Raw genomic sequence first — 22,892 nt, forward strand, 5'->3', positions numbered from 1 at the left:
GAAGAATATTGGAAATACCAAACGAATCTCTTCAGGAAATTGTTGAAGGAAAAACGAAGTTACTAGTTCCAAAAGGATCAATTACAGAAAAAGTTCCACCAAAAGAACCAGCATTTTTTAATCCAAAAGCAAGACTGAATAGAGATTTTTCAATTATTGCATATGCAGCATTTCTAGAAAAGTTTCAAGGTCCAAAAATTTTCTTGGAAGGATTATCAGGAATTGGTGCTAGAGGATTACGAGTTGCAAATGAATTACATATCGATAATTTAGTGATTAATGATCTAAACCCAACTGCATTAAAGATGGCAGAGTATTCAGCCAAAATTAATGAAATCAAAAATGTGGAGTTTTTTGAAAAAGAGGTGTGCAGGTTTTTTAGTAATTTTTCAAAAAAAGGAGAAAGAGGCTCAATTGTAGATATTGATCCGTTTGGCTCTCCAGCAGCATTTTTTGATTGTGGAATCAGGGCAACTATGCATGGAGGAATATTGTCTGTTGCAGCCACAGATTTGCAGGTGCTAAATGGGCTTTTTCAGAGTGCCTGTAAGAGAAAATATGGCGGAATTCCAGTTAGAGTAGAATATGGAAATGAAATGGCAATTAGATTGGTGCTTGGTTGTCTTAGAATGGTGGCAGCAAGATTAGGCGTTGAAGTTGAACCAATGTTTGTAGAAAGTGATATGCACTACTATAGGACATACGTCAAGGTTAGAAACAGACCTGATCAAGAGGAAAACATCGGATATATTTTACATTGTAAAAATTGTGGACATCGGGAAATTTCATTAGAGCAAAAACAAGAGTGTGAATTGTGTAAATCAAAAATTGGAATTGCAGGTCCACTATGGATTGGGAAAATTTTTGACAAAAAGTTTGTTGAGAATATGTTAATTCAGATTCCAAATTTACAAGTAGACAAAGTCTGTGAAAAAATATTAAACAAATGTCTACAAGAAGCAGAAATGCCTGCAACATACTATACACTAGATGAAGTTGCAAAAAAAATGAAATCATCTCCGCCAAAGCTAGAAGAAGTTATAGAAAAATTAAAAGAAAATAATTTTGTTGCTAGTGTTACATCATTTAATCCAACAGGATTTAGAACTGATGCAAAAATTAACAAAATAACAGAAATTTTTCAATCTATCCAATAAATCCCAAGCACACATAGTATAACTCACTACTTTGTTTTCTACTTGCTTTAGGTTTTGTTAGATTAATTCTTGCAAATTTTTTCTTAATGTAATCTCTAAACTCCATGGAGTATTCACCATCAAATACTTTGAAGACAGCATTACCTTTGTGTGCCAATACTTTATCCATGATTTTAGTGCAGTCATAGTTTAAAGAAATTTGTTTTGCATGATCAACTGACCAATTCCCACTAACTTTTGGAGAAAGATCACATATTACGGCATTAACTTTACGCTCAAAATAAGTCAGTACTTCATCAACTATATTTTCATCCTCAATATCACCTCGAAGAATATGAGCACCCGGGATTTCTTCAACATAAGACAAATCAATACCCATCACTTTGCCTTGATTTCCCGCCAATTTTACAGCCATTTGGGTCCAACCTCCAGGAGCACAGCCAAGATCAAGGACGTAAAATCCAGGGCCAATGATACGATAAGATTGGTTTAGTTCTTTGAGTTTGTATGCAGCTCTACTTCGAAAACCTTGCTCATGTGCTAATTTTCGATAGTGATCTTTGCGTGCATCTAATAATTTCATTTGGCCTTCGCAGGTTTTTTCATTTCAGCAATTACCCAATCTTCAATGAACTGACAGTTTCTGGGACTGATTTCACCTTCAAGTGAGCATTTCTGTTCAACAGGGCAAACCAAACATGGAGAGTTTTCAATAGATTGTGTACTAATTGGAGTTTTCTTTAAAATTAATTTGTATGTCCAACGATTCTTTTCAAGCATTTTTTCTCTAGTAATAAAACCAATTCTTTCAAGTTTTAATGATAGACGTGAACCATCACGGCTTGTGAGTTTGAGTTTCTTCCACAATTCACTTTGAAACATTCCTTCAGATTCACGTTCAGCCAAAATATCACAAACTTTGTTTGTGAGTCTTTCCATGTCTACTTTTTCGATTTGGAAATTTTCAATTTCTTCATCAGATAATTGTTCTTCTAATTCTTCCTCAGGGGTTAATTCTTCTATTCTTTTTTGTTCTTCTAATTCTTTTTTAGTTAATTTTTTAGGTTTTTCAGGTTTTGCTTCTGTTTTCTTTGTTGTTTTCTTTGCAGGTTTTGCTTCTGTTTTCTTTGTTGTTTTCTTTGCAGGTTTTGCTTCTGTTTTCTTTGTTGTTTTCTTTGCAGGTTTTGCTTCTGTTTTCTTTGTTGTTTTCTTTGCAGGTTTTGCTTCTGTTTTCTTTGTTGTTTTCTTTGCAGGTTTTGCTTCTGTTTTCTTTGTTGTTTTCTTTGCAGGTTTTGCTTCTGTTTTCTTTGTTGTTTTCTTTGCAGGTTTTGCTTCTGTTTTCTTTGTTTTGGATTTTTTTGGTTTAGAGTCTAGAACCTCTTTTTTCTTTTTTAAAGCATCAAGTTCTGCCTTGATTTTCTTTGCTTCATCAACTAATTCGTCTTTTTTCTTTGCCATCAAATCACCTTATTTTTTAAATTTAATTTCATATTTTCCATAAGTCATTCCTATTTAACAGTAAATTCTTCACTTGTAGAGATGTTTTTTAGATCCTTTGAAATCATTTGTGCTACAACCTCATAGGAACCAGCAGTATCAATAACCTCAGAGAATTTGTCCCCAATTGGAATTAATGCATTTTTTTCAGCAAAACATTGTTCAAGAAATCCGCCTTGAGTGATTACATCCTCTCCAGAATAAATTGTCACATACAAGTCTCCACAATCAAAATGAGAATCAGAAACTTGAACAAATATCTCTACAGGTTCAGAAGTTGAATATGATTCTGAGAGCCCAATTATTTCAATATCAGAACTATGAATACTTCCTCCAGAACCATGAGAGTTTCCTAAAGAAGGTGCCGAAGGCATCATGTTTAATTCTCGTCCAGGTTCTTGAAGAATATCACCCATAACAGCAGAACCAAAAGCAATTGAGAAAATCACTGGTAAAATAAATACGATAAAAATTCTCTTTGATGCCATTTGGTTTTAAAATCGTGGTTTCCCCTATATCTATTTAGCAAAACCATTGACTTCAGATCAATTTGACGAATGAGTTAAATCGTAGCCGACTAAATATCGCTAGATGCGACTTAGAAAATTCAGAGTCAGGGCATATCGTTGCATTCATGATTCTGGAGAGATTACAGTTGGAGATTTAGCAGCGTTTGTTGGAAGAAATGAAAGTGGAAAAACAACCATTCTTCAAGCATTAACTCTTTTGAATCGAGATGAAGAAGTTTCAGAATTAGATCTTTGTGATGAAATGAGTGAAGAGCTCAAAGATGAGATTAGACTAGCAGAGGGGGAATTTGAACTAAATCAACATGAGATTGAAATGTTAAAAGAAAAATTCCCAGGCATTCCAGAAATGAAAAAAATTAGATTATTTAGAACAAACAGAGATCCGAAAGTACAGTATGAATTTGATGACATAGAACTTGGTGAAGAAGAAAATAAGGGAATTAATTCATGGGAAAATTTCTCAAAGCAAATTATTGAGTTTTTAGATACAATTCCAAATCATCTTAGAATTCAAATTGATACTTCTTTCTTTGAAAGAGAGGTTCCAAATAATCAAGAATCATTTGATAGAGGAATGGCAGAGTTTAGTAATCAATTTCATGTTGTTGCAATTCAAGAACCTAAAGTAATTGAAGAGTGGGAGAAAATCTATGAAAGTCCAGAAAATCAATTTTCAAATTTGCTTAGTGGAAAAAGTGAAAAAACTGCTCTGCAAAATTTCATAGAATCAGAATTACATCCAAGATTTGTGTATTTTTCAGATTACAAAAAAATCTATGGAAACATAAATCTCAATGAATACCTCAGAGAAGAGAAAGGAGAGAGAGCAGACTCTATCGAGTACATAGAAGAATTTGACAAAGCTGAGACGGTCAGGAACCTCTTCTACCTAGCAGAATTAGACATGAATGAGTTGGATGAAGTAAAAGAGAGTCCATCAAAATGTATCAAATTGCTAAATGCAGCAAGTAATCGACTAACTAGCAAATTAAATCCAGCATGGAAAGGTGATCCAATTCATGTAGACTTGAGATACAATCCAGGAAACATCATGAGTGTTGTAATTTCAGATGTTCACAGAGACGGAACAGTAACTAATACAGGATTACTAAATAGAAGGGCAGAAGGTTTCAAATGGACATTTTCTTTTATTGTAAACTTTGCAGCAGAAACACAAAGAGCAGAACTAAAAGAAGCAATTTTACTTTTAGATGAGCCTGCAAGAAATCTTCACCCAACACAACAGATGGGAATTTCAGATTTACTAAAAAACTTGGCAGGATCTAACCAAGTTTTGTATGCAACACACTCACCATTTATGATCTTTGACTACACTCCAGGAAATTTGCTTGTTGTAGAGTTGGATAAACGAAAGCATCTAAGTAGAATATTTTATGATTATTGGAATGCAGATGATAAAACACTTACACCAATTTTGTATGGATTATCCAGAGGTCAAGTAGAATCAATAGTAGATAGAGAAATAGGAACAAACTCTAGACCAGTAATCATTGTAGAGACAATGTCAGATTCAATGTACCTAAATGCATTTGACAAATTCCTACAAGATCCTAATATTTCAATGAATCCTCTTAATGTGGTTGCAGCACATAACAAAAATTCAGTTTTACCTTTAGCAATTTTTTACAGAAATCATGGATACAGAACTTTTATTCTATTGGACAATACTGAAGAATCTAAACAAATCTCAGCACAACTAGTTTCCAACGAATTTTCACCAATTCAAACAATTTTCTTTGAATTAGAAGGAAAGAAACTTGAGTCAATTGAAGACTATATTGTTCTTGAGGATTATTTGCATCCAGTAAATCAGACTTATGAAATCAAATTAAGACGTGAGGGATTCTCAAATCTTGCATCTGAAGACGTGTTATCAAAAGAAGGTAAAGGTAATTTAGAAAAATTAAGGAAGATTTGGCAAGAACATAGTGATGATGATTGGGGGGAATTCAACAATGAGGACATTACTAGATACATTTGTGAAAAAATTGCATTAGAGGAGACTGGTTTTCTATCAGATAAAACTAAAGACCAATTCAGATCATTATACAGGTTGATTGCAGAACGAATCAGACAATATCAAAACGTCAACGCAAAATCAGATTTAGATAAATTTCAAAAGGCCAAAGCTTAAGAAGTTTGCTCATGAAAAATACTGAATCTAAAAATAGAAAAAGAGGAAAAAAGATTTAAGGTTTAAGTGAGAGATGGCTAGTTTGAGTATAATGAACAAATCCTCCATAAGAGGAATTTTCCTTTCAATCATACTATTATTTTCAATAACATTAATTTCAATTCCAGATAATGTGTACGGTGAAGAGATTAATGCCAACAGCATTGGGCTAGAGGAAACAACAATCATAGAATTTACAAATGAACTAGATAAAGAAATCAATACTTTTAGAATTTGGCTTGGTGCAGATTTTAATTTTAAATCTTTTAAAACTGAAAAAGGGTGGACAGGTGAGAAAACCCCACAAGGAGTTATCATTTTTACAACTTCTGAACCTATCAAAAAAGGAGAGTCAGTAAAGTTTGGTGTAAAAACTGATAACAAAAATCCAGGAATCAACTGGAAGGCAGTAGATACAAAAAGTGAAGAACAAGGTATGGGTAAAGTACTACCAGACGAATTACCTAGAGTTGTAGAAAATATTGAAACACCTGTAGAAACACCTGTAGAAACACCTGTAAAGACAGGAGTTCTTTCTGAGTCAGTTTTTAGAATAGTTCCAGAAAAGCCCAATGTTGGTTCATCAATCAGAGTTACTGGAGATAATTTTGGGTATTCAGAAGAATTTGATTTTTACATAGATAATTCAAAAATTGGTAGTTTTGTGACAGATGAGAATGGTCACTTTATGACAACGATGAAGATTCCAGATAATCAAAATGCAGATAGAGTAGATTTTAAAGTCAAAGATAGTGAAGGGGAAGAAAAAAAGATCAGTCTAAGAATTGGAGAAATAGATAATAGAATTGCAGAAGAAAATATCAAACTTACAGTCAAAGGAATTCCAAATGTAATTCACAGAGGAGACTTTTTAGAAGTGGCGGGTACGGCAGATCCTAACAGTGCAGTTACTGCAGAAGTAAAAAATCCAGACGGAGAAATAATTAATTCAAGAACAGCAGAAGTGGATTCTAAAGGAAATTGGGTATTAGAGTCCATTATCGTTCCATTAGATACTCCATTTGGTAAATATAGTGCCATCATTACAGATGGAAGACAAGAACTTCTAAAAACATGGGAAGTTCAAACAGATAAAGTAATAGTCATCGCTCCTACAAAATTGAAATTTGATTTAGGAGAAACAATGCAATTCAATGGAACAGGAATACCTAATGAAAAAATTGAATTGACGTTAGAAGATCCATTAGGAAAAGAGCTCTATTCAGATGTCATACAATTGGATGAATCCGGATTTGTGGAATTAGAATTAGAAACTGATCATAATTTCATAAAAGGAACATATTCGCTTATTGCAAGCCAAGGAATAGAAAAAGAATTTATTTTTGCAGGAATGGCTGTATTGCCTACAATTCCAGTTAATTTAGAATTTGATAAATTAAATTACAAAGCAGGAGATATTGCATATATCGCACTTACAGGACAACCTTCAGAGATTGTCAGTATTTTACTTATTGATCCATCAGATAAACCAGTAGGAGATACAACTTCAATAACATTACAACCTGACGGTACAGGAAAACATCAAATTGATTTAGCAGGTTTCGGAGCAGGAGTGTATTCAGCTGTAATAAGTAAAGGAAGTGCACAAAGCTCCGAAGTGTTTACAGTAGGACTACAAACAGGTTCTGGAGATATTGAAATCAACACAACAAAATTAGATTACAATCCAGGTGATTCAATCTTAGTACTAGGAAATACAGGTGCAAATGTACTATTAACTCTCACATTATTTGATGAAAACGAGGAAGAGATAAGAGTAATAGAGACATTCTCAGATAAAAATGGAAAAATTTCAGAGGGATCATTTAGAATTCCTTCCAGCGCATCCCCAGGAATGTGGACGATCAATGCAAAAAGTGGTTCCAATTTTGATACTACAGAAATTGAAGTTCTGGGAATTTTAGAAGAGGGAATGATCATATCAGTAACTAATTCACCAAAACTAGATGGAGTAAATGATTTTATCAATTTCCACATTGCAGGAGCACAACAAACAGTAGCAATTGAAATTATTGCACCTGATGGAGAGATTATTGAAGAGTTAGAATTCCCAGCATCAGGTTCAGGAGAAATTAATCAACCATGGATGATTCCTAAAGAAACTGAACCAGGAATATACACAATCAAAGTGTCTGATGCATTTAATTCGGCTGAAACCACTTTTGAGATAGAATAATCTCAAACAATTTTATTTCACCTAAATTTAGCAGCCAGTATGAATCTAAGAGACAAAATTGCAGAATATCCAAATTTTCCTAAAAAAGGGATTTTATTTAGAGACTTTAGTCCAATCCTAAAAGATCCATCAGCAATGGAATCAATCGCTGACGAATTTTCAAAGTATTTTCATCCAAAAAATATCGATATATTTGCAGGAATAGAATCTAGAGGATTCATTCTTGCATGTATTCTAGCAACAAGATACAACAAGGGCATGATGATGATAAGAAAGGCAGGAAAGCTACCTGGAAAAACTACAAAAATATCATACACAATTGAATATGGTAAAGATACAATAGAAATTCAAAAAGATATCATTGAAGAAGGTCAAAGAGTACTCATTTGCGATGATCTACTAGCTACTGGTGGAACCGCTAAGGCAGCTGCAAAGCTAATTGAAAAAGTAGGTGGAGAAATTGTTGGCTTTGCATTCATTATAGAATTAACAGACCTTAATGGAATGAAAGGGATTAGCAAATATGATTGTAAGTCACTGGTGAAATACTAATGGAAAAAGATGTAGAGATTGGAATTTTTGGTGGCACTGGAATTTATGATTCAGGATTACTTGAAGATGCAAAAGAAGTAGATATTGATACACCATATGGAAAACCATCAGATACAATTACAGTTGGAACATTCAAAGGAAGAAAGATTGCTTTTCTACCAAGACATGGGAAAAAACACACCATTCCACCACACATGATTAATTTTAAAGCAAACATTTGGGCATTCAAAGAACTTGGAGTCACAAGAATTATTGCACCATCAGCAGTTGGAAGCCTAAAAGAAGAGTTAGCGCCAGGACATTTTGTATTACCGTCACAGTTTCTAGATTTCACAAAATCAAGAGATGGTTCATTTTCAGAAGATGGAAGAGTTATTCATATTTCAGTAGCAGACCCATTCTGTCCAGAATTGCAATCATCAATTACAGAAGTTACAGACAATCAAAACATACACATCCATAAAAATTGCACATATGTCTGCATTGAAGGTCCAAGGTTTTCTACAAAAGCTGAATCCAAATTCTATAGATCTACTGGTGCAGATATTATTGGAATGACTCTAGTCCCAGAATGCCAACTAGCTAGAGAAGCACAAATTTGTTATGCATCAATCTCAACTGTAACTGATTATGATGTTTGGGCAGAAAAACCAGTAACTGCAAAAGAAGTTTTAGAGACTCTTTCAAAAAATGTTGAAGGTACGAAGAAAATTCTAACAGAATTAATTGAAAAAATACCAAAAACTAGAAGTTGCACCTGTGCTAAAGCATTAGAAGAAGCAGAATTCTAGTCATCAACAAAGGATTCTTTTTTGAGTCCTTCTGGCAAAGACATGTCACCTTGAAGTAGATTTCTTTGAAGAGACATTATCACTTCATCAACATCATAACCTAACTTTTCTAATTCTTTTTCAGTGTCTTTAGAAAGTTTTGCTCCAACATTTTGTCCACCTATTCTTCCAAATGCTATTGCTGTAAAACGAAAGTCATTGTTGTCTATAGTAAATTTACCGTTGATCTTTGCAGCCATCTGACTGCCATGAATATCATTAATGTGAACTTTGAGTTCCATTTTAAAGATTAAATTTCCACTGCTTTGTTGACATTATCATCAATCAAAAAGCTCCAATGCTTGTCATCTTCAACTTTGTAGTCTTTCACTGTTAAAGGGATTATTTTCTCGTCAAGGCATTCGTGCTTGATTTCTCCATTTTCTTTTAGTTTTACTAGTTTCCACTTGTATTTTCCTTGCTGTAATTTACAAACCGTAACTCCCCATTTTGCATCAGGATCAATTTTCGGCATCCCTACAAGATCAGCCAATTCTTCAATTCCCAGTTGTTTTTCTTCACAGAATCTTTTCTTGCAGACTCCACATCGCCATACGTCAACTGAACCAATTGTTCTCTCATCAATGTTGATGTTAACTACACCAAAATAGACTGGTTGATGTTTACAAGTCTCAGTATCAATGGTCAATGGTCTTCAAAAATCGTAGTATTATTTAGTTCTTGCATCATCATAGGGTTTCTCCAAAATCACACCTATACTATCAACAACTTTGTTTCGTTTAAACTCGATATTTTCTCGCTCACACATTCGTCTATACATGTTAACTACAGTAAATCTTGGGTGCATTGCCTCATATTCAGTTTCAGAGACATCTATGAAAGCACCAAAATTCATTAGATCTTTTGCTGCAGCTTCTGCATCATTTAGAGAAATCTTTAGTTTTTCTGAGATTATTTGAGCAGACATTTTTCCATAACAAGTAACAAGTAGATACACTCTGGCTTGAGTAGAATTCAAATGAATTTCAGAGATTAGATCATCTTCAATTTTAGAATCCATAATTTTTCAACTATTTTCTTTGTAAAACACAGTATATGTCATTTTTTGACTAGGAGTTTTTTTGCTATCTTTAAAGAAAATCCCATTGCAATAAAATGAACTATTGCACCAGCAATTGCTCCAATCATAACATCATCAAGGAAAACCCAAACTAGTAAAAATACAACAAGTGATGGAATAGTAGTAATTACAGCCATAATACTTCCTCGAAGTATAATTTCTCGCTTTGTTAATTTTGGAGATTTTTTCTCATCAGACAATAGCTCAAATTTTAAAAAATGGTAATAAAAACCAAAGATACTTTATATTTGGTAAACCCAAATTTTGACTGTGTCTAGTTACAAGGGTGCATATTCAAATGAACAGTCATTGAATTTTGTAATTCCAATTATTGTGATCTTATTTTTAGGAATAATCTATATCATGACTCAGAGAGCAGATTCAGGATTTGTTAGTTTCTTTCTAATCGGAGCTGCAGCAATTACAATGTTTTACTGGGTCAGAGTCTTGAAAAAGATGACAAAAGACCAAAAACCACTCTACACACAATCAAGAGAGCAAGAGCAAAAGAACTGGGTATATGATTTAATCAAAGGTGAAGGAGAGTTTGTCTTTGTTGCCGAAGTCCCAGGTCCTGAAGATAAAATTGCAGTCAGACTAGTAGATGGAATGCTCTACATCAGAGGAACTGCTGGATTTTCAAAAGAAGTTCCAATAGAAGGTGCAAATGACATGCAGATATTTGATTTCAAATATCGTAACGGTGTCTTGACACTTAGAATAAAATAGCTACAGACTTTTTGCTAGCTCTAATTTCTGTGGAAGATACTTGTCAGTAATATTGGTAAGACCATACTTTGCAAATGCCTCCAGTTCTGCTTTTCTTTTTAATCTCAAAAATACTTCAAGTTCTTTTTTCCAGATTCCTGATTCGTATCTTGGATCTTTTTGCAAATCATAGCATCTCTTAATGTCTGATTCAGTCATTGGGATTGTTGGTAGTTTGTATTTTTCAATATCAGTAGCCCAAACGCCTACCCATTTTGCATCAGGAACAGTTAGTTCCCTTAGATGTGCTGCATTTGCAGAACCAGACTTGATTACCATAGCAATATGTTCTCCATACACATCACCGTCAGTCAAGATGATAACAGGTAGTCCCATTTCATCATGAAGACGTTTTAGTAGAGTTCTAGTAGAACGTGGAGCTTGTCCTCCAGTGTTAATAATAATAGATTTGAATTTTTTATCAACTTGTTCTTCAACAAATCTTGTAAAAAGACCACCTTTCTCAATTGCAATTACAATTTCAGCACTAGTATCAACTAGTTCAGCTGTAGTCAAACTAGGTCCAATGGAATAACCATCAGGATGGTTTGACAAATTCATTGATTTGCCCTCATATCCAGGAATTGTATATTCAATGTTCAAGTCACCAAAGATAGAGCTTCTCTCCTCAGGGAAGATATGAAAATCCTCTCTAGGTCTTGAGGTTACTGCCTCCAAATCCACAATGATGTTATCTGATTCAGATTGGTCATCAAACTCTATTGCAAATGCTTGTGAGGAATAATACACATCTCTTAATGTAGAGGATTTTTTCTCTTGAGTTAGACGATTTGCAAAAAATGCAAGCCACATAAGTTGGGTAAATGAACGGAGTTGTGCGGAATTCTTTGCACTTCTTAGTGCAGTAGAATTTCCTAGAATGTATTGTCGTAGTTTTTTGTCATATACGATATTACTAACAGAACGACTTGGGATTGAGAATTTTGGGAACTGGCCATTTTCTAAATCTTCATAGATTTTTGCACCGTGACTTTTTAGAGATTCTAGAATATTCTTTTGTTTTTCTTTAGCTTTTTTACTAATCTCTTTTGCTTTTTTCTCACTTGCTTTCAATTGGTTTTTCCTCCTCTACTGGTTTTTGTTCTGTTTTAACTTCAACAGGTTCCAAATCTTCTAAAATTTTCTTGTAATTAGGTTCTTTTTTCTTTCCAGCTAGTTCAGTACAAAATTCTGCGATCATTGGGATATATTTTGCATAAAGATTGGCTCGTTTTTTTGCCATTTCTGCTTGGCCTCTCTTTGACATGAAAGCTGCTAGTTTTCTTGATAAGAATTGTAGTCCCAATCGTAGTTCTCGTTCAATTTCTTGTCTGTCTGCAACATTTTCTTTTCCTGCAGTCTTGTAAGGAATTCTAGTTGAGCAAATATGAGATACTATGATAAATGGTGGATCACCTTTAACTTTGTATCGCCCCCAATCAGTATCATTAACTACTTTGAGAACTACATCACTGCCCTCATCATAAAGTAGGGGAATTCTATTTGCATATCGATACACATGAGGACCGCCAGACTTTATGTCACCGCCATATGCAATTCCCATCTCAACGATGAACGGGAATCCTGAATATGCTGATGCGGGTCGTTGAACTACAGCAACAAAATCAGGATTAAAGAATTTTTTAATTCCTTTTTCAAGTGGGGATTCACCCAAAGGAGCCAAACAACTAGAATCTGGAGCCATGAAATCATCGAATTTCTGAAGAGAGTCACTCAAGTTTACTAGTTCTTGATTGGTAAGAGTGCCCATGCGTTTTTCAGGTTTGAATTTTGCAAATTCTGCAAATTTTACTGCAGTAGTAGGTCCTACACGCTGAAATCTTTTGGTAAGAAATGTGGTTAATGGTTCACCTTGAACAGTATTAGTGAGTTGTTTGTAATATTGACTTTCAGGATCCATATCAACTGTTTTTGATTGAGAATCTCCAAAGTCCCAATAATGTAATTTTTTATTTGGAACATCAAGATCTTCAATTCTAATTTTACTTAATTTTTCAAAATCCATTTTAAGAAATGATAATAATGCTATCACTACACGTACTTGACGAGAAAGATTTTTCCATTTCTTTTTTGCTTTTGTCATTATTGCAGTAAAGCTAAGATTCTGTTTTGATAACCCTAAATCTTTTCTAACTTTTTCAATCATCACATCATCAATTGTTGGAATTTCAAATTGAGATTCAACAATCATTCTTCTGATTCTTTCAACATCAATTCCATGTGGATGTGGTCTGATAATTGTTGGTGGTGGAGGTATCTCTTTTACAAATCTAGGGTGTTGGAATTTTTGTCCTTTAGGATCATCAAAAGTAATTGTTGCATAAGGAGTAATTAATGATGTTTCATAGACATAATCTCTAATTTTATTTCCCGCTTTAGAGTAATCACCTTCTAAACAAATACTAACAGAAAGTCCTTTCTTGGAAGCTTCTTTTGTATTGTGTTTTACAATTACAGGTTTGTTTTTTTGAATGTCTAGTAGAATTTCAAATTGGTTTTGAGTTTGTCCATCAGCACAACTTTTTACAATTACTGGTTTGTTTGTTGTAATCTGACCATACAAAATTGCCATTGTTGCACCAAGTCCAAACATACCTCTTGCTTGTTTTAATCCAAATTTGGAACCATAAAGAACAGTTCCAAATGCAAGTGGGATGTGTTTTGCATCAACACCAGGTCCATTATCCTTTACAGTCAAGATGTAGGGTTTTGGGTCTGGTTTGTCAGGCTCGACAGCCTTGATTGTTAGGTGTACATCAGGCAGTATTCCCTTTTGGTCACAGGCATCAAGGGCATTTTCAACAAATTCCCGGACAGCAGTGTACAGTGAACGGGTAGGATTACTGAATCCAGCCAAGTCACGATTACTATAGAAAAACTCACTAGGAGAAATTTGATTAAATTTTTCTTTAATAGAAGACATCTTGATCTTCCCACAGTTTCATTTTTTCTTGCTTTTCTTTTCTGTTTGCAGCTTCTAGTTTATCATAAACTGCACCATGCATACTTCCATTTGAAATAGAAGATATTGCATCAACTGCTAATCGTAATTTACTTGCATCACCAATAATTGAAACTGTTTTTCCATAAACTGAGATATGAGTACTGCTAAGATTTTCCATATTTCTTCTTGCTCTACCACCTTCTCCAATAATTCTCCCTTTTATCCTTTCAACATTTGCATTAGATTTTCCAGCAAACTCTCTAAGATCTATAACGTGCAATGTGTTTTCACCTTTCAACAAGGTCATAGCATTTTCAGGAGAAAAACCTCTACCAATTGCTGTAACAATTTCCATCGCCTTGAATGGTTGAATTTTTTCTACATCTCCATCAGACTTTATTAGAACTTCTCCAGTCTCACCATCAATATCTAAAGAGACATGACATACCTTTTCAATTTTGGATTTTACATTGCCAGATTTTCCAATCAGTACTGCAATTCTATCATTTGGAATACGGAGTAATTTTTCAAAGCTCATTTTACAATATCCTCAAATAATTCATCCGGATCTTCAACAGAAACTCCTCTTTTTTTAAAGAACCTTGTAATGTTATTAATGTCTCTCTTAAGAAATTCTTGAGTATTAGGGTGTCTTAGATCAACTGCAGAACCCAAATCAAAAACTACCAATCCATTTTGAGTCTTGAAAATATTATACTCTGAAAAATCTCCATGGACCAATTTTGCATTTTGATACATATTGAATAAAATTTGAATTGCCTGATGATAGTCATTTTCATCGACTTGTGATTCAAGTAATGGTTTTGCAGGAGCGCCGTTTTCACCCACAAATTCCATTGCAAGTACATTATTTGTCACATGGAGTGGTTTTGGAACAGGGATTCCAGCCTCAAAACACTGAGTAAGATTTCGGTATTCCTTTTTTGCCCAAAGATACACTAGATTTTTTGTTCCTTTTTTTACACTTGAGAATCTAGGATCACCAAGAATGTATGGCTCTCGTTTTTTGAAATTAGAAGTACTAACAAGATAAATTTTCAATGCAACATCAGAGTTTTTTTCATCAACTCCCCAAAACAAAACGGATTCTTTTCCAGCACTTACAGCACCATTAACATATGCAATTACATGATCTGTAATCATTTTGTATAGAGTCATAACAGTTGGTTTATCTAATACTTCATTTACCACTTTGCCTTTTTTAAAACCATCATCCAAAGTTTTTCGTTTAGATTTTGAAATTAGTTTTTTATCTAGTTTTGATTCTAATTTTTTACTTAGAATATCAGTCATTAATTTGTAATACCTCCGCTAGATAAAATGAATTTCTTTTTTTGAAATGACATGTCACATTTTAAAAACAATAAGAAAAGGAACTCCAGAAATTTTTTTAACACCATTTTCAGAACCAACACCCAATCCAAGAGATAAAGAAATGGTTTCATCGCCAACCATGTTAATGATTGCAGAATTTTTTAGTAAAATTTCAGCTTCTTCCTTGTCTACAAATCTTTCTCCATAGTAATTTTCACTGATGTGCATGTTTAGCTCACCTTCAACAATTGTTTTGCCCAATAGTTCTGCATCACAGATGTTTAACATTTGATTTTTTTGATAATCAGTTTGACGTACTGCAAATGGCATTATGCATATTTACCTTTTAGAGTTGACTTTGCACCACAGGCTTCACAAATCAAAAAGGATATACGATTTTCTTTTAGTATTTTTGTATCTGGGCTTTTGCAAGTAGGGCATTCAAGATAATCTTTAACATAAATTTGAAACAGTCTGGTAAAGTCATCAGGATCACGTCTTCCAATAAACATAGCCTTGTCACCGATTCGTTCAGCAGGAACTGCAAATTCCTTTGAGAGATATTGTAATACTTTGTCAGGATCACGTCTGAGCACCTTTGGAAATTCAGAGAAATTACGCAAGAAAGTTTTTTGGCCTTCCCACATCACATCCACAACAGGAAGTTCAAACCTAGCAGTAGATTCCTTTTCAGTATCACCTAGTTTGTCTTGTATCCTTTTGAGTAGACTTTCGTATTCTGTTTTGGTCACTAAGAAATAGTGTAGACTAGACCCTATATGGGTTTTGAAAAAGAAGAGTCGTGTGGATTGTTTCTAAATTATTCCATTTTTCCTATACGGAAAACGTTTGTTCCACATTCAGGACATGTACCTTTTACGGCAGGACGTCCATTCTTTAGTTTAGTTTCTTTGGGATCTTTGATGTCCCTTTTTTCGCGGCATTTTACGCAATATGCTGTAACCATTCTAAAAATTGTCAAGCACGCTGGTATTTAGGAAGAGCCTGTGAAAAATATTTCACTACAGGCTAGATGTAGGTAAATTTTTTTATGCCTCAAAAAAAGCCGATATTCAAAAATTTTAACGAATGTTAGCAAATTTTAGAAAATAATGGTCAAGATTATGCCAAAAACTAATTTTTCTCATATTTGTTTAATAATTGAAAATTTCTTCAAAGATTATCAATTATAAACTACCAGACTTTAGAGAAGAAAAATGGCATCAAAAAAAGGAATTGCAATAACTATAATCATTTTAGCTGCAATTACTGGAGCCAGTTTTCTTGTGTGGACAATACCTCAACAGAACGAAGCTACATTCATCGTTACAGATTATGAAAACTATCTAGACGGTACAAAAGAGATTCATGAAATTTTACAAAAATCAACTGAGATTGAATATCAAAAACTTGTAAATGGAGAGATCACACCAGAAGAATACATCGCATCAGCTGATGTTACATCAACACAAACAACTGCTCAAATCAGTGAATTTGTCACATCAAAACCATCTGAGGAATGGCAAAGTAGTTACATTAGCTACATGGATGCAATGAAGAAATTCAGTTCATACATTGGAGAGACCAAGGTTTTGGCAAATCTAATTGAAAATGAAAGTTCTGAAGATGAGATCTCAGAGGTAATGGAGAAAATTGAATCATTAAAAGCAGAATCTATGGAACTAGTCAAAATTTCTGATGACTCTAGACCAGGTTAGCCTCAAAACCGAATTTTAATAATGATAATTGTTGGAAATCGTTAAAAAGCAATTCTACGATACAAGATGAATGTCTCAGCGCTCAGACAAGGTTCAAAAAGATGTTAATGCATCTACTGCCAACAAATTACTTGTTATTTGTGTAGATAGAGATAACGATGTAGGGGAAAAGGCAGGTATAGTTACGCCAGTAGTGGGAAGAGATGCATGTATTGAAGCAGCACAGAGACTAGCATTAGAAGATCCTGAAGATGCAGATTCTAACTCAATATTTTCAGCAATCAAGACATACGAAGACTTGGTAAGCAAAGGGTATCAAGTTGAAGTCGTTACCGTTGCAGGTGTCAAAGACAGAGGAGTGCAAGCTGATGAAAAAATTCTTGTAGAAACAAGAAAAGTATTAGAGAGATTCTCAGCAAATGGTGCAGTTATTGTTTCAGATGGTGAAGATGATGAAAGTGTTATTCCAGTTATTCAAAATGTTTTACCAGTAGTTTCAGTTCAACGTGTTGTAATGAAAGTAAGTAGAAGTGTAGAGTATTCCTATGCAGTGTTTGGAAAATATCTAAAAATGATTGCATATGATTCAAGATATTCTAAATTTTTCTTAGGAGTTCCCGGAATACTTTTGTTAATTGGTGGAATTGCATCAGTGTTTGGAATTACTGCAGAAATTTTTGCAGTGCTTGTTAGTATTTTAGGTGGTGCATTTTTGATTAGAGCATTTGATATTGATAGAGTTTGGTCAAGTTGGTCAAAGCCGACGCCGATGGGCTTTATCAGAATGTTCACAATGGTTGCAGGAGTGTTGTTGATATTATCATCAGTTCCAGCTGGAGTTGCATCAATTGATCCAGAATTAGCAGAAGCAGACACTACATTTGTTGCTAAGCTAACTGATCAAGTAATTATTGGTCAATTTGTTGCAGGAGTATTACCAATATTGTGGACAGGACTTGGTGCAATATTTGCAGGAACTTTACTTAGTAACTGGATTGGAGGAGTGCCAAGACAAATCAGTGACATTCTAAGAATAATCGTTTTGATTGCTTTGTATCCAACAATTTACCAGTTTACCAACATTATGATTTCTGATGTGAGTTCATTTACTCTAATTCCACCACTTCTTGGAGGACTGGCAGCTACTCTAGTTTCAGCCACGATTCTATTCAAGAAATATAGAAAACACAAAGACCAAGAGATGGTCTCTGATTAATTTAGAGTCTTTCTAGCCTGAGTTTTTTAAAAACACTGATATCTTTAATCGTGTACTAGTCATCAAAAGGTGAACTGGTATTAGCAAGATCAAAGATGTGATTTTTCAGTTATCAGGACTCTACAAGATTTATGGAAAAAGACTAGAAAATGAAATTCAGAGTGGAGACATTCCAAATCACGTTGCATTAATTTTAGATGGAAATAGAAGATGGGCAAAAAGACATCTGACAATTCCAAAGACAGGGCACTGGAAGGGAGCTGATGCAGTAGAAAACCTCCTTGATTGGTGTGAAGAGTTTAACATCAAAATTGTAACATTGTATGCGTTGTCTGCAGAAAACTTGGATAGAAATGATAAAGAACTAGATCATCTCTATGAGTTGATTCGCATGAGACTAGAGAAACTGTACAACGATCCGCGAATCCATAGATGTAAGATGAGAGTAAAGGGAATAGGAAGAATTGAGTTGTTACCTGATTCTATTAAAGACATTCTAAAAAAATTAGATGATGCTACTAAAGATTATGATAATCATTTTCTAAACATTGCACTGGCATACGGGGGACAGTATGAACTAGTTGATGCTGTAAAAAAGATAGGTGAGAAAATTAAAGACGGTCAACTAGACGTTGATAAAATTACAAAAAAAGAGATAGAGTCAAATCTTTACACATCACATTTGCCACAATCATCACCAGACATGATTTTGCGCACATCAGGAGAGAAAAGACTCAGTGGATTTTTGATGTGGCAAAGTGCATATAGTGAATTAGTTTTTATGGATATATTTTGGCCAGAGTTTAGGAAAATAGATTTGATGCGAGCCATTAGAACATTTCAAGAAAGAAAAAGAAGATTAGGAAAATGATAGAAGAGACATCAGCAGGCATAGTATTGTTTAGAAAAGAGGATTCTAAGAATCTGTTTTTACTTTTACATTATCCATCAGGACACTGGGATTTTGTCAAAGGTAAAATGGAAAAAGGTGAATCTACACATGAGACTGCAATTAGAGAAACAAAAGAGGAAACTGGAATAACAGATGTAAATTTTTTAGATGGTTTTGAAGAATGGATTGAATATAATTTTCAATATCAAAAGGAACTAGTTCACAAAAAGGTAGTTTTCTTTTTAGCTGAAACCACAACCAAAGAAGTGAACATTTCACATGAACATCTTGATTATACATGGATGGATTACAACACTGCAATGGAGAAAACTACTTTTGATAATGCAAAGACCGTTTTAACAAAAGCTCAGATGTTACTTACCAAGACTGTCTAGCTGCAAGTTTTTTGCAACATCAGTTGGTTTTTTTGCATTAAGAATAGTTCTTCCAACAATTAGATAGTTTGTTCCAGAAGAAATAACCTCACTTGCATCACCGCCTTGAGTTCCAACTCCTGGAGAAAAGATACTGAGTTTTCGTCCAGTTTTTTTAGAGCAGTACTGTATAATTTTTGGAAAAGTGGCACCAACTACAATTCCATCAACTTTAGCTTGTAGAGCCCAATCCAAAAACAATTGATAGAGTTGTTGTTTTTTTCTTAGTTTTACCTCCATATCATAAGACAATCTAGCCTCGGGGGCGCTCATATGGCATAAAGTGATGACACCTTTTCCATTTTTGTGAGCAGATTTTACGAGATTTTTGAGACTGTCTAATCCCATTATTGGATTTGCAATAACTGCATCAAATCCCATCTTCCACAAGTTTTCAGTAGTTACACGATTTGTGTTTCCAATATCATTTAGTTTGATATCTGCAATTGTTTGCAAACCATATCTGTGAGCTGTCTTGTTTATTTTTAGAACTTGTTTTTCACTAAGTGGAAGTAACAGATGAAAATTCAATTTGATTGCACAAAGATGTGGATGTAGTTTTTTGATATTAGAGATAGTTTTGACTTCTAAATTTTTTACAGATGGATCATAGTCATTGGCAAGAATTACTTTGCCATTTGTTTTTGCGATCTGAGAAAGTCTAGTTTTGAAGGTGAGCATAGTCAACTAATGGATGAGTCTCTTTTAATTTTATTATTTTGATGTATGAATAACCATGCTCTGCGGGGTTATCTACGAAGACTGGTTCAATGACATTGCTAGTTGAGAACTTTAGGAATGGTTTTTGTGGATCTTGGTCTAGCAAGACATGGCAAAAGTATGATGTTCCTTCTTCATGAAAGTTCATGAAGACACCTAAAAGCCACTTGTCATTGTGTGGAAATAGGAATAATGGAAATGGTATATCTTCAAAACCCCATGTAAGTTTTGCAAGACTGGACATGTCTTCTAGTTCAATTGGTTGATATCTGTCTAGAGTTCCGTTTCCAGGTTTCAATGTTTTTGGTAGAGATTTTATTCTAACAATTGGGGAATACAGTTTACTAGAATCAGAAGTAGTATCTACAATATCAGATTCTTCTTTTCCGCCCTTTAGTCCATAACGAAGATAGTGACCGTTATGGTCTAGGGGTGTAAAGTATACGATTGGTTTTTCTTTTAGAACATCCATTTGGACTGACAAAATTTTTCTACCGTCATGATCATGCAAGAAAGACACACGGGGTGCACGCTCAAGTGCACAAACGAGCCTAGTGAATTCTAAAGTGGAATGAACTTGAATGTAACGAGGTTGTTTGTCAACAGGAGAAGGAGATGGTTGTTCCACGAAAGTTAACGATCGATTAACAAATTAAACTTATCCAAAAAATTGGAGCCTAGCTTCTTCTGTCAATGACATCATTGACAGTTGGACCGGTTCCAATAATTGTAACAGGCGTGTTTAATTCATCTTCAATATTTTTTATGAATGCTTTTGCATCTTCAGACAATTCATCATACAAAGTTTTTCCTGCACAATCTGTAAACAACACATCTAACTTTGTAATTGAGATTTGTGTTGCACCATTAAGCATGATTGCACGCCTAGCTAAATCAAAATCAAAATCAGCTGCACGACGTTGACGACCAGTAACGGTTCCAAACTCAGACCAACCTTTCTTTTCTGCTTCTTCAAGGGATAGTTCTTTGTCAAGCGGACCTGTGCCTACACGAGTAACATAAGACTTGAAAACAACAATTACTTCATCTACTTTGGTTGGACCTAGTCCAATGTCAGCACAAATTCCTGAGGCTGTAACATCTTTTGAGGTTACAAATGGATAGGTACCATGCCACAATGAGAGAAACGTGCCTTGAGTTCCCTCAACTAGAACATTTTCATTTTTGTCTAGGGCAGAATTAATCTCTGCAGGAACATCTGTGATTAGTGAAGATAATGAATCAAAGTCTTTTGCCAAGTTCAAAACTCTCATTGCTCTATCTGCATTTGCAGGACCTGTTCCTGAACCAGTGCTACCAATCTTCTCTTTTAATTCACCTTTAGAGTCTCGGGTAAGATGTGTCTCTTCAATAACTCCGCAGTGTTTGTCAATAAATGAACGTCCTGAAACACCAAAGTCATCAATCTCCTTTTGCAGTACTTCAGGATTGATTACAACTCCTGGACCAATCATTACTTTGGCATCTTTATTTAGAAAGCCACTTGGAAGCATTCGAACTTTGTAAACTTTGTCGCCATCCTTAATGGTGTGACCTGCATTTGGTCCTGCACCACCACGAACTATAATTTTTGGATTATCCTTAATTGCCAAATATGAGATGATCTTTCCTTTTCCTTCATCTCCAAAAAATCCACCAACTACAACAGTAGATGTCATGATGTTGAACTTGAACTTGGTTTATTTAAGCTAAAGTGCTGTAACATCATTTTATAACCAAGATTGGATTTTCTAGATCGATGGTCGGAGAGAATTTTGCAGGAAACATCATTGTTAATTTAGCAAATCTTCCAGACTTTTTGAGAAATCCAATTTTGAAGAAACGTATGATGGAGTTTTTCTCACTAGCAAAACCAGATCAAGACGAGGTGATCAACAATGCATTAGAAGCAGGTCCAACAATCCCATTTCCTAATTTTGCAAAACTGTTCAAAACATGGCTTAAGATTTTGACTACACTTTCTGAAGAGCAAAGAGATGGATTGTTTTCAGCATACATCACCGAAGTATCACAAAATCCTCAAAAACTAATCACTTTCAATCTAGATGGGATTTTAGAAATCTATCTTACTCTAGAAGAAAATGAAAGGGACATACTGGCAAAGTCTGTTAAAAAAATAATCAGCAATCTTGATGATGGTAAAAAGAGAAGAATAATGTTAGTTATTCCAGAAAATGCAAAAAAGCACTTGAAGTTTTAAGCGCCTGGTTGTGGTTCGTCAGGCTTTCTGTTATCCTCATTTGTGTAATCAATAACCTCTCCTTCAGGAGACATTACACCTACAAAGATTTTCTCGTGTTTTTTTAGTAATTTCCTGTGATCAGCCATTGACATGTCAAGTTTCATTTCATTCATGACCATGATTTGATATTCTTTCCATTCAGCCCAACACTTGTTGCATGTAGGATATTTTTCTGCAACTGGACCTAGTTGTTCAGTATCAGGAATAGCATTCTTGCATTTTGTACAAGTACGAGTCATAGAAAACAGCAATTTGAAACTCCTTTTATCTTTTATTGAATGTAAAGCAATAATAGTTAACAAAGACCAAATCATTCATGAAGATAAAGTGCCCTAAATGCAAAGAGAATGCAGAATTGGCACCAGACTTTTCTTTTGTAAAATGTGGTTCTTGTGATTTGGATATGAGTTATGGAGAGTATATCAAATTTGTAGCACACAATCAAGCAATGTATTCAGACATACTTGGTGACTATGCAGGCAGTACAGAAGGACAAACTGCAGGTTCACTAGATGAATGGGATTAACAAGATAGTAAAATCAT

Annotated in this window: 30 protein-coding genes; 12 read left to right on the plus strand and 18 right to left on the minus strand. The window is 34.4% G+C overall.

Annotated features, from left to right (window positions below):
• Positions 1-8: 8 nt before the first annotated feature.
• Positions 9-1,157 (plus strand): tRNA (guanine(10)-N(2))-dimethyltransferase, encoded by a 1,149-nt coding sequence (locus ACQY2P_RS05670; RefSeq protein ID WP_428325710.1) that lies wholly within the window; start codon positions 9-11, stop codon positions 1,155-1,157.
• Here ACQY2P_RS05670 and ACQY2P_RS05675 read toward each other — a convergent pair.
• From ACQY2P_RS05675 to ACQY2P_RS05685, 3 genes are read right to left on the minus strand one after another with little or no spacing between them, the layout of a single operon-like run.
• Positions 1,147-1,740, minus strand: coding sequence for an RlmE family RNA methyltransferase (locus tag ACQY2P_RS05675; protein ID WP_428325711.1), 594 nt, complete (start codon positions 1,738-1,740; stop codon positions 1,147-1,149). The two genes, ACQY2P_RS05670 and ACQY2P_RS05675, sit on opposite strands and share 11 nt — an antisense overlap.
• On the minus strand, positions 1,737-2,615 hold the full coding sequence (locus ACQY2P_RS05680) for a transcriptional regulator (protein WP_428325712.1): 879 nt from the start codon (positions 2,613-2,615) through the stop codon (positions 1,737-1,739). Before ACQY2P_RS05680 ends, ACQY2P_RS05675 begins: the two co-directional genes overlap by 4 nt.
• A 50-nt stretch (positions 2,616-2,665) precedes the next feature.
• Positions 2,666-3,142: a hypothetical protein gene (locus ACQY2P_RS05685; RefSeq protein WP_428325713.1), complete on the minus strand. Its 477-nt coding sequence runs from the start codon at positions 3,140-3,142 to the stop codon at positions 2,666-2,668.
• A gap of 103 nt (positions 3,143-3,245) precedes the next feature.
• Between ACQY2P_RS05685 and ACQY2P_RS05690 the strand changes: the two genes are divergently transcribed.
• The 4 genes from ACQY2P_RS05690 (at position 3,246) to ACQY2P_RS05705 (ending at position 8,918) form a co-directional block, all read left to right on the plus strand.
• The gene (locus ACQY2P_RS05690; protein WP_428325714.1) at positions 3,246-5,339 is read left to right on the plus strand and encodes an AAA family ATPase; all 2,094 of its coding nucleotides are present in this window, start codon (positions 3,246-3,248) and stop codon (positions 5,337-5,339) included.
• A gap of 91 nt (positions 5,340-5,430) precedes the next feature.
• On the plus strand, positions 5,431-7,575 hold the full coding sequence (locus ACQY2P_RS05695; protein WP_428325715.1) for a biofilm-associated protein: 2,145 nt from the start codon (positions 5,431-5,433) through the stop codon (positions 7,573-7,575).
• 39 nt (positions 7,576-7,614) lie between these two features.
• Positions 7,615-8,127 carry an adenine phosphoribosyltransferase gene (locus ACQY2P_RS05700; RefSeq protein WP_428325716.1) on the plus strand — a complete coding sequence of 171 codons (513 nt, stop codon included), beginning with the start codon at positions 7,615-7,617 and terminating at the stop codon, positions 8,125-8,127.
• A complete protein-coding gene (locus ACQY2P_RS05705; RefSeq protein ID WP_428325717.1) occupies positions 8,127-8,918 on the plus strand; it encodes an S-methyl-5'-thioadenosine phosphorylase in 792 nt (263 codons plus the stop codon). The genes ACQY2P_RS05700 and ACQY2P_RS05705 overlap by 1 nt, the downstream gene beginning before the upstream one ends.
• Here the strand turns inward: ACQY2P_RS05705 and ACQY2P_RS05710 are convergent.
• The 4 genes from ACQY2P_RS05710 to ACQY2P_RS05725 are packed head-to-tail and all read right to left on the minus strand — an operon-like array spanning position 8,915 to position 10,238.
• Complete coding sequence (locus ACQY2P_RS05710) at positions 8,915-9,199, minus strand: hypothetical protein (protein ID WP_428325718.1); 285 nt, start codon at positions 9,197-9,199, stop codon at positions 8,915-8,917. The two genes, ACQY2P_RS05705 and ACQY2P_RS05710, sit on opposite strands and share 4 nt — an antisense overlap.
• An 8-nt stretch (positions 9,200-9,207) precedes the next feature.
• Positions 9,208-9,606, minus strand: coding sequence for a hypothetical protein (locus ACQY2P_RS05715; protein WP_428325719.1), 399 nt, complete (start codon positions 9,604-9,606; stop codon positions 9,208-9,210).
• A 21-nt stretch (positions 9,607-9,627) separates the two neighbouring features.
• Positions 9,628-9,978 carry a hypothetical protein gene (locus ACQY2P_RS05720; protein WP_428325720.1) on the minus strand — a complete coding sequence of 117 codons (351 nt, stop codon included), beginning with the start codon at positions 9,976-9,978 and terminating at the stop codon, positions 9,628-9,630.
• A gap of 38 nt (positions 9,979-10,016) precedes the next feature.
• A complete protein-coding gene (locus ACQY2P_RS05725) occupies positions 10,017-10,238 on the minus strand; it encodes a hypothetical protein (RefSeq protein WP_428325721.1) in 222 nt (73 codons plus the stop codon).
• Between the two features lie 70 nt (positions 10,239-10,308).
• On the opposite strand from ACQY2P_RS05725, the gene ACQY2P_RS05730 reads away from it, so the two are divergent.
• Complete coding sequence (locus ACQY2P_RS05730) at positions 10,309-10,767, plus strand: Hsp20/alpha crystallin family protein (protein ID WP_428325722.1); 459 nt, start codon at positions 10,309-10,311, stop codon at positions 10,765-10,767.
• Here the strand turns inward: ACQY2P_RS05730 and ACQY2P_RS05735 are convergent, their stop codons facing one another.
• The 7 genes from ACQY2P_RS05735 to ACQY2P_RS05765 form a co-directional block, all read right to left on the minus strand.
• Complete coding sequence (locus ACQY2P_RS05735) at positions 10,768-11,880, minus strand: DNA topoisomerase IV subunit A (RefSeq protein ID WP_428325723.1); 1,113 nt, start codon at positions 11,878-11,880, stop codon at positions 10,768-10,770. It abuts the gene before it with no gap.
• Entirely contained in the window at positions 11,867-13,750 is a 1,884-nt protein-coding gene (locus ACQY2P_RS05740; protein WP_428325724.1) for a DNA topoisomerase VI subunit B, read from the minus strand. The genes ACQY2P_RS05735 and ACQY2P_RS05740 overlap by 14 nt, the downstream gene beginning before the upstream one ends.
• Entirely contained in the window at positions 13,737-14,309 is a 573-nt protein-coding gene (locus ACQY2P_RS05745) for a KH domain-containing protein (protein ID WP_428325725.1), read from the minus strand. Before ACQY2P_RS05745 ends, ACQY2P_RS05740 begins: the two co-directional genes overlap by 14 nt.
• Positions 14,306-15,085 (minus strand): serine protein kinase RIO, encoded by a 780-nt coding sequence (locus ACQY2P_RS05750; RefSeq protein ID WP_428325726.1) that lies wholly within the window; start codon positions 15,083-15,085, stop codon positions 14,306-14,308. Before ACQY2P_RS05750 ends, ACQY2P_RS05745 begins: the two co-directional genes overlap by 4 nt.
• 54 nt (positions 15,086-15,139) lie before the next feature.
• Positions 15,140-15,436, minus strand: a complete 297-nt coding sequence (locus ACQY2P_RS05755) for a DUF424 domain-containing protein (protein WP_428325727.1) — start codon at positions 15,434-15,436, stop codon at positions 15,140-15,142.
• Positions 15,436-15,858, minus strand: a complete 423-nt coding sequence (locus ACQY2P_RS05760) for a translation initiation factor IF-2 (RefSeq protein ID WP_428325728.1) — start codon at positions 15,856-15,858, stop codon at positions 15,436-15,438. Before ACQY2P_RS05760 ends, ACQY2P_RS05755 begins: the two co-directional genes overlap by 1 nt.
• A gap of 68 nt (positions 15,859-15,926) precedes the next feature.
• On the minus strand, positions 15,927-16,073 hold the full coding sequence (locus tag ACQY2P_RS05765) for a DUF5679 domain-containing protein (protein WP_238523217.1): 147 nt from the start codon (positions 16,071-16,073) through the stop codon (positions 15,927-15,929).
• Between the two features lie 250 nt (positions 16,074-16,323).
• Between ACQY2P_RS05765 and ACQY2P_RS05770 the strand changes: the two genes are divergently transcribed.
• The 4 genes from ACQY2P_RS05770 to ACQY2P_RS05785 all read left to right on the plus strand — a co-directional run bounded on the left by ACQY2P_RS05770 (position 16,324) and on the right by ACQY2P_RS05785 (position 19,327).
• Positions 16,324-16,824, plus strand: coding sequence for a hypothetical protein (locus ACQY2P_RS05770; protein ID WP_428325729.1), 501 nt, complete (start codon positions 16,324-16,326; stop codon positions 16,822-16,824).
• Positions 16,825-16,894: 70 nt separating this feature from the next.
• Positions 16,895-18,040, plus strand: coding sequence for a DUF373 family protein (locus tag ACQY2P_RS05775; RefSeq protein ID WP_428325730.1), 1,146 nt, complete (start codon positions 16,895-16,897; stop codon positions 18,038-18,040).
• 97 nt (positions 18,041-18,137) lie between these two features.
• Positions 18,138-18,911, plus strand: coding sequence for a polyprenyl diphosphate synthase (gene uppS, locus ACQY2P_RS05780; protein ID WP_428325731.1), 774 nt, complete (start codon positions 18,138-18,140; stop codon positions 18,909-18,911).
• On the plus strand, positions 18,908-19,327 hold the full coding sequence (locus ACQY2P_RS05785) for a bis(5'-nucleosyl)-tetraphosphatase (protein WP_428325732.1): 420 nt from the start codon (positions 18,908-18,910) through the stop codon (positions 19,325-19,327). Before uppS ends, ACQY2P_RS05785 begins: the two co-directional genes overlap by 4 nt.
• Here ACQY2P_RS05785 and pyrF read toward each other — a convergent pair.
• Genes pyrF through ACQY2P_RS05800 form a run of 3 tightly spaced genes read right to left on the minus strand, consistent with a single transcriptional unit; the run spans position 19,307 to position 21,765 of the window.
• Entirely contained in the window at positions 19,307-20,047 is a 741-nt protein-coding gene (gene pyrF, locus ACQY2P_RS05790; protein ID WP_428325733.1) for an orotidine-5'-phosphate decarboxylase, read from the minus strand. The two genes, ACQY2P_RS05785 and pyrF, sit on opposite strands and share 21 nt — an antisense overlap.
• Positions 20,028-20,714 carry a hypothetical protein gene (locus ACQY2P_RS05795; RefSeq protein WP_428325734.1) on the minus strand — a complete coding sequence of 229 codons (687 nt, stop codon included), beginning with the start codon at positions 20,712-20,714 and terminating at the stop codon, positions 20,028-20,030. Before ACQY2P_RS05795 ends, pyrF begins: the two co-directional genes overlap by 20 nt.
• A gap of 49 nt (positions 20,715-20,763) precedes the next feature.
• Complete coding sequence (locus ACQY2P_RS05800; RefSeq protein ID WP_428325735.1) at positions 20,764-21,765, minus strand: adenylosuccinate synthetase; 1,002 nt, start codon at positions 21,763-21,765, stop codon at positions 20,764-20,766.
• Positions 21,766-21,845: 80 nt separating this feature from the next.
• Here ACQY2P_RS05800 and ACQY2P_RS05805 point away from each other — a divergent pair, with 80 nt between their 5' ends.
• Positions 21,846-22,307, plus strand: coding sequence for a hypothetical protein (locus ACQY2P_RS05805; RefSeq protein ID WP_428325736.1), 462 nt, complete (start codon positions 21,846-21,848; stop codon positions 22,305-22,307).
• On the opposite strand, the gene ACQY2P_RS05810 is transcribed toward ACQY2P_RS05805, so the two are convergent.
• Complete coding sequence (locus ACQY2P_RS05810; protein ID WP_428325737.1) at positions 22,304-22,588, minus strand: Fe(2+)-trafficking protein; 285 nt, start codon at positions 22,586-22,588, stop codon at positions 22,304-22,306. The two genes, ACQY2P_RS05805 and ACQY2P_RS05810, sit on opposite strands and share 4 nt — an antisense overlap.
• A 77-nt stretch (positions 22,589-22,665) precedes the next feature.
• Here ACQY2P_RS05810 and ACQY2P_RS05815 point away from each other — a divergent pair, with 77 nt between their 5' ends.
• Positions 22,666-22,875 carry a hypothetical protein gene (locus ACQY2P_RS05815; protein WP_428325738.1) on the plus strand — a complete coding sequence of 70 codons (210 nt, stop codon included), beginning with the start codon at positions 22,666-22,668 and terminating at the stop codon, positions 22,873-22,875.
• Positions 22,876-22,892 lie beyond the last annotated feature (17 nt).

The sequence above is a fragment of the Candidatus Nitrosopumilus sp. genome (assembly GCF_965262695.1).
Lineage (GTDB): Archaea > Thermoproteota > Nitrososphaeria > Nitrososphaerales > Nitrosopumilaceae > Nitrosopumilus.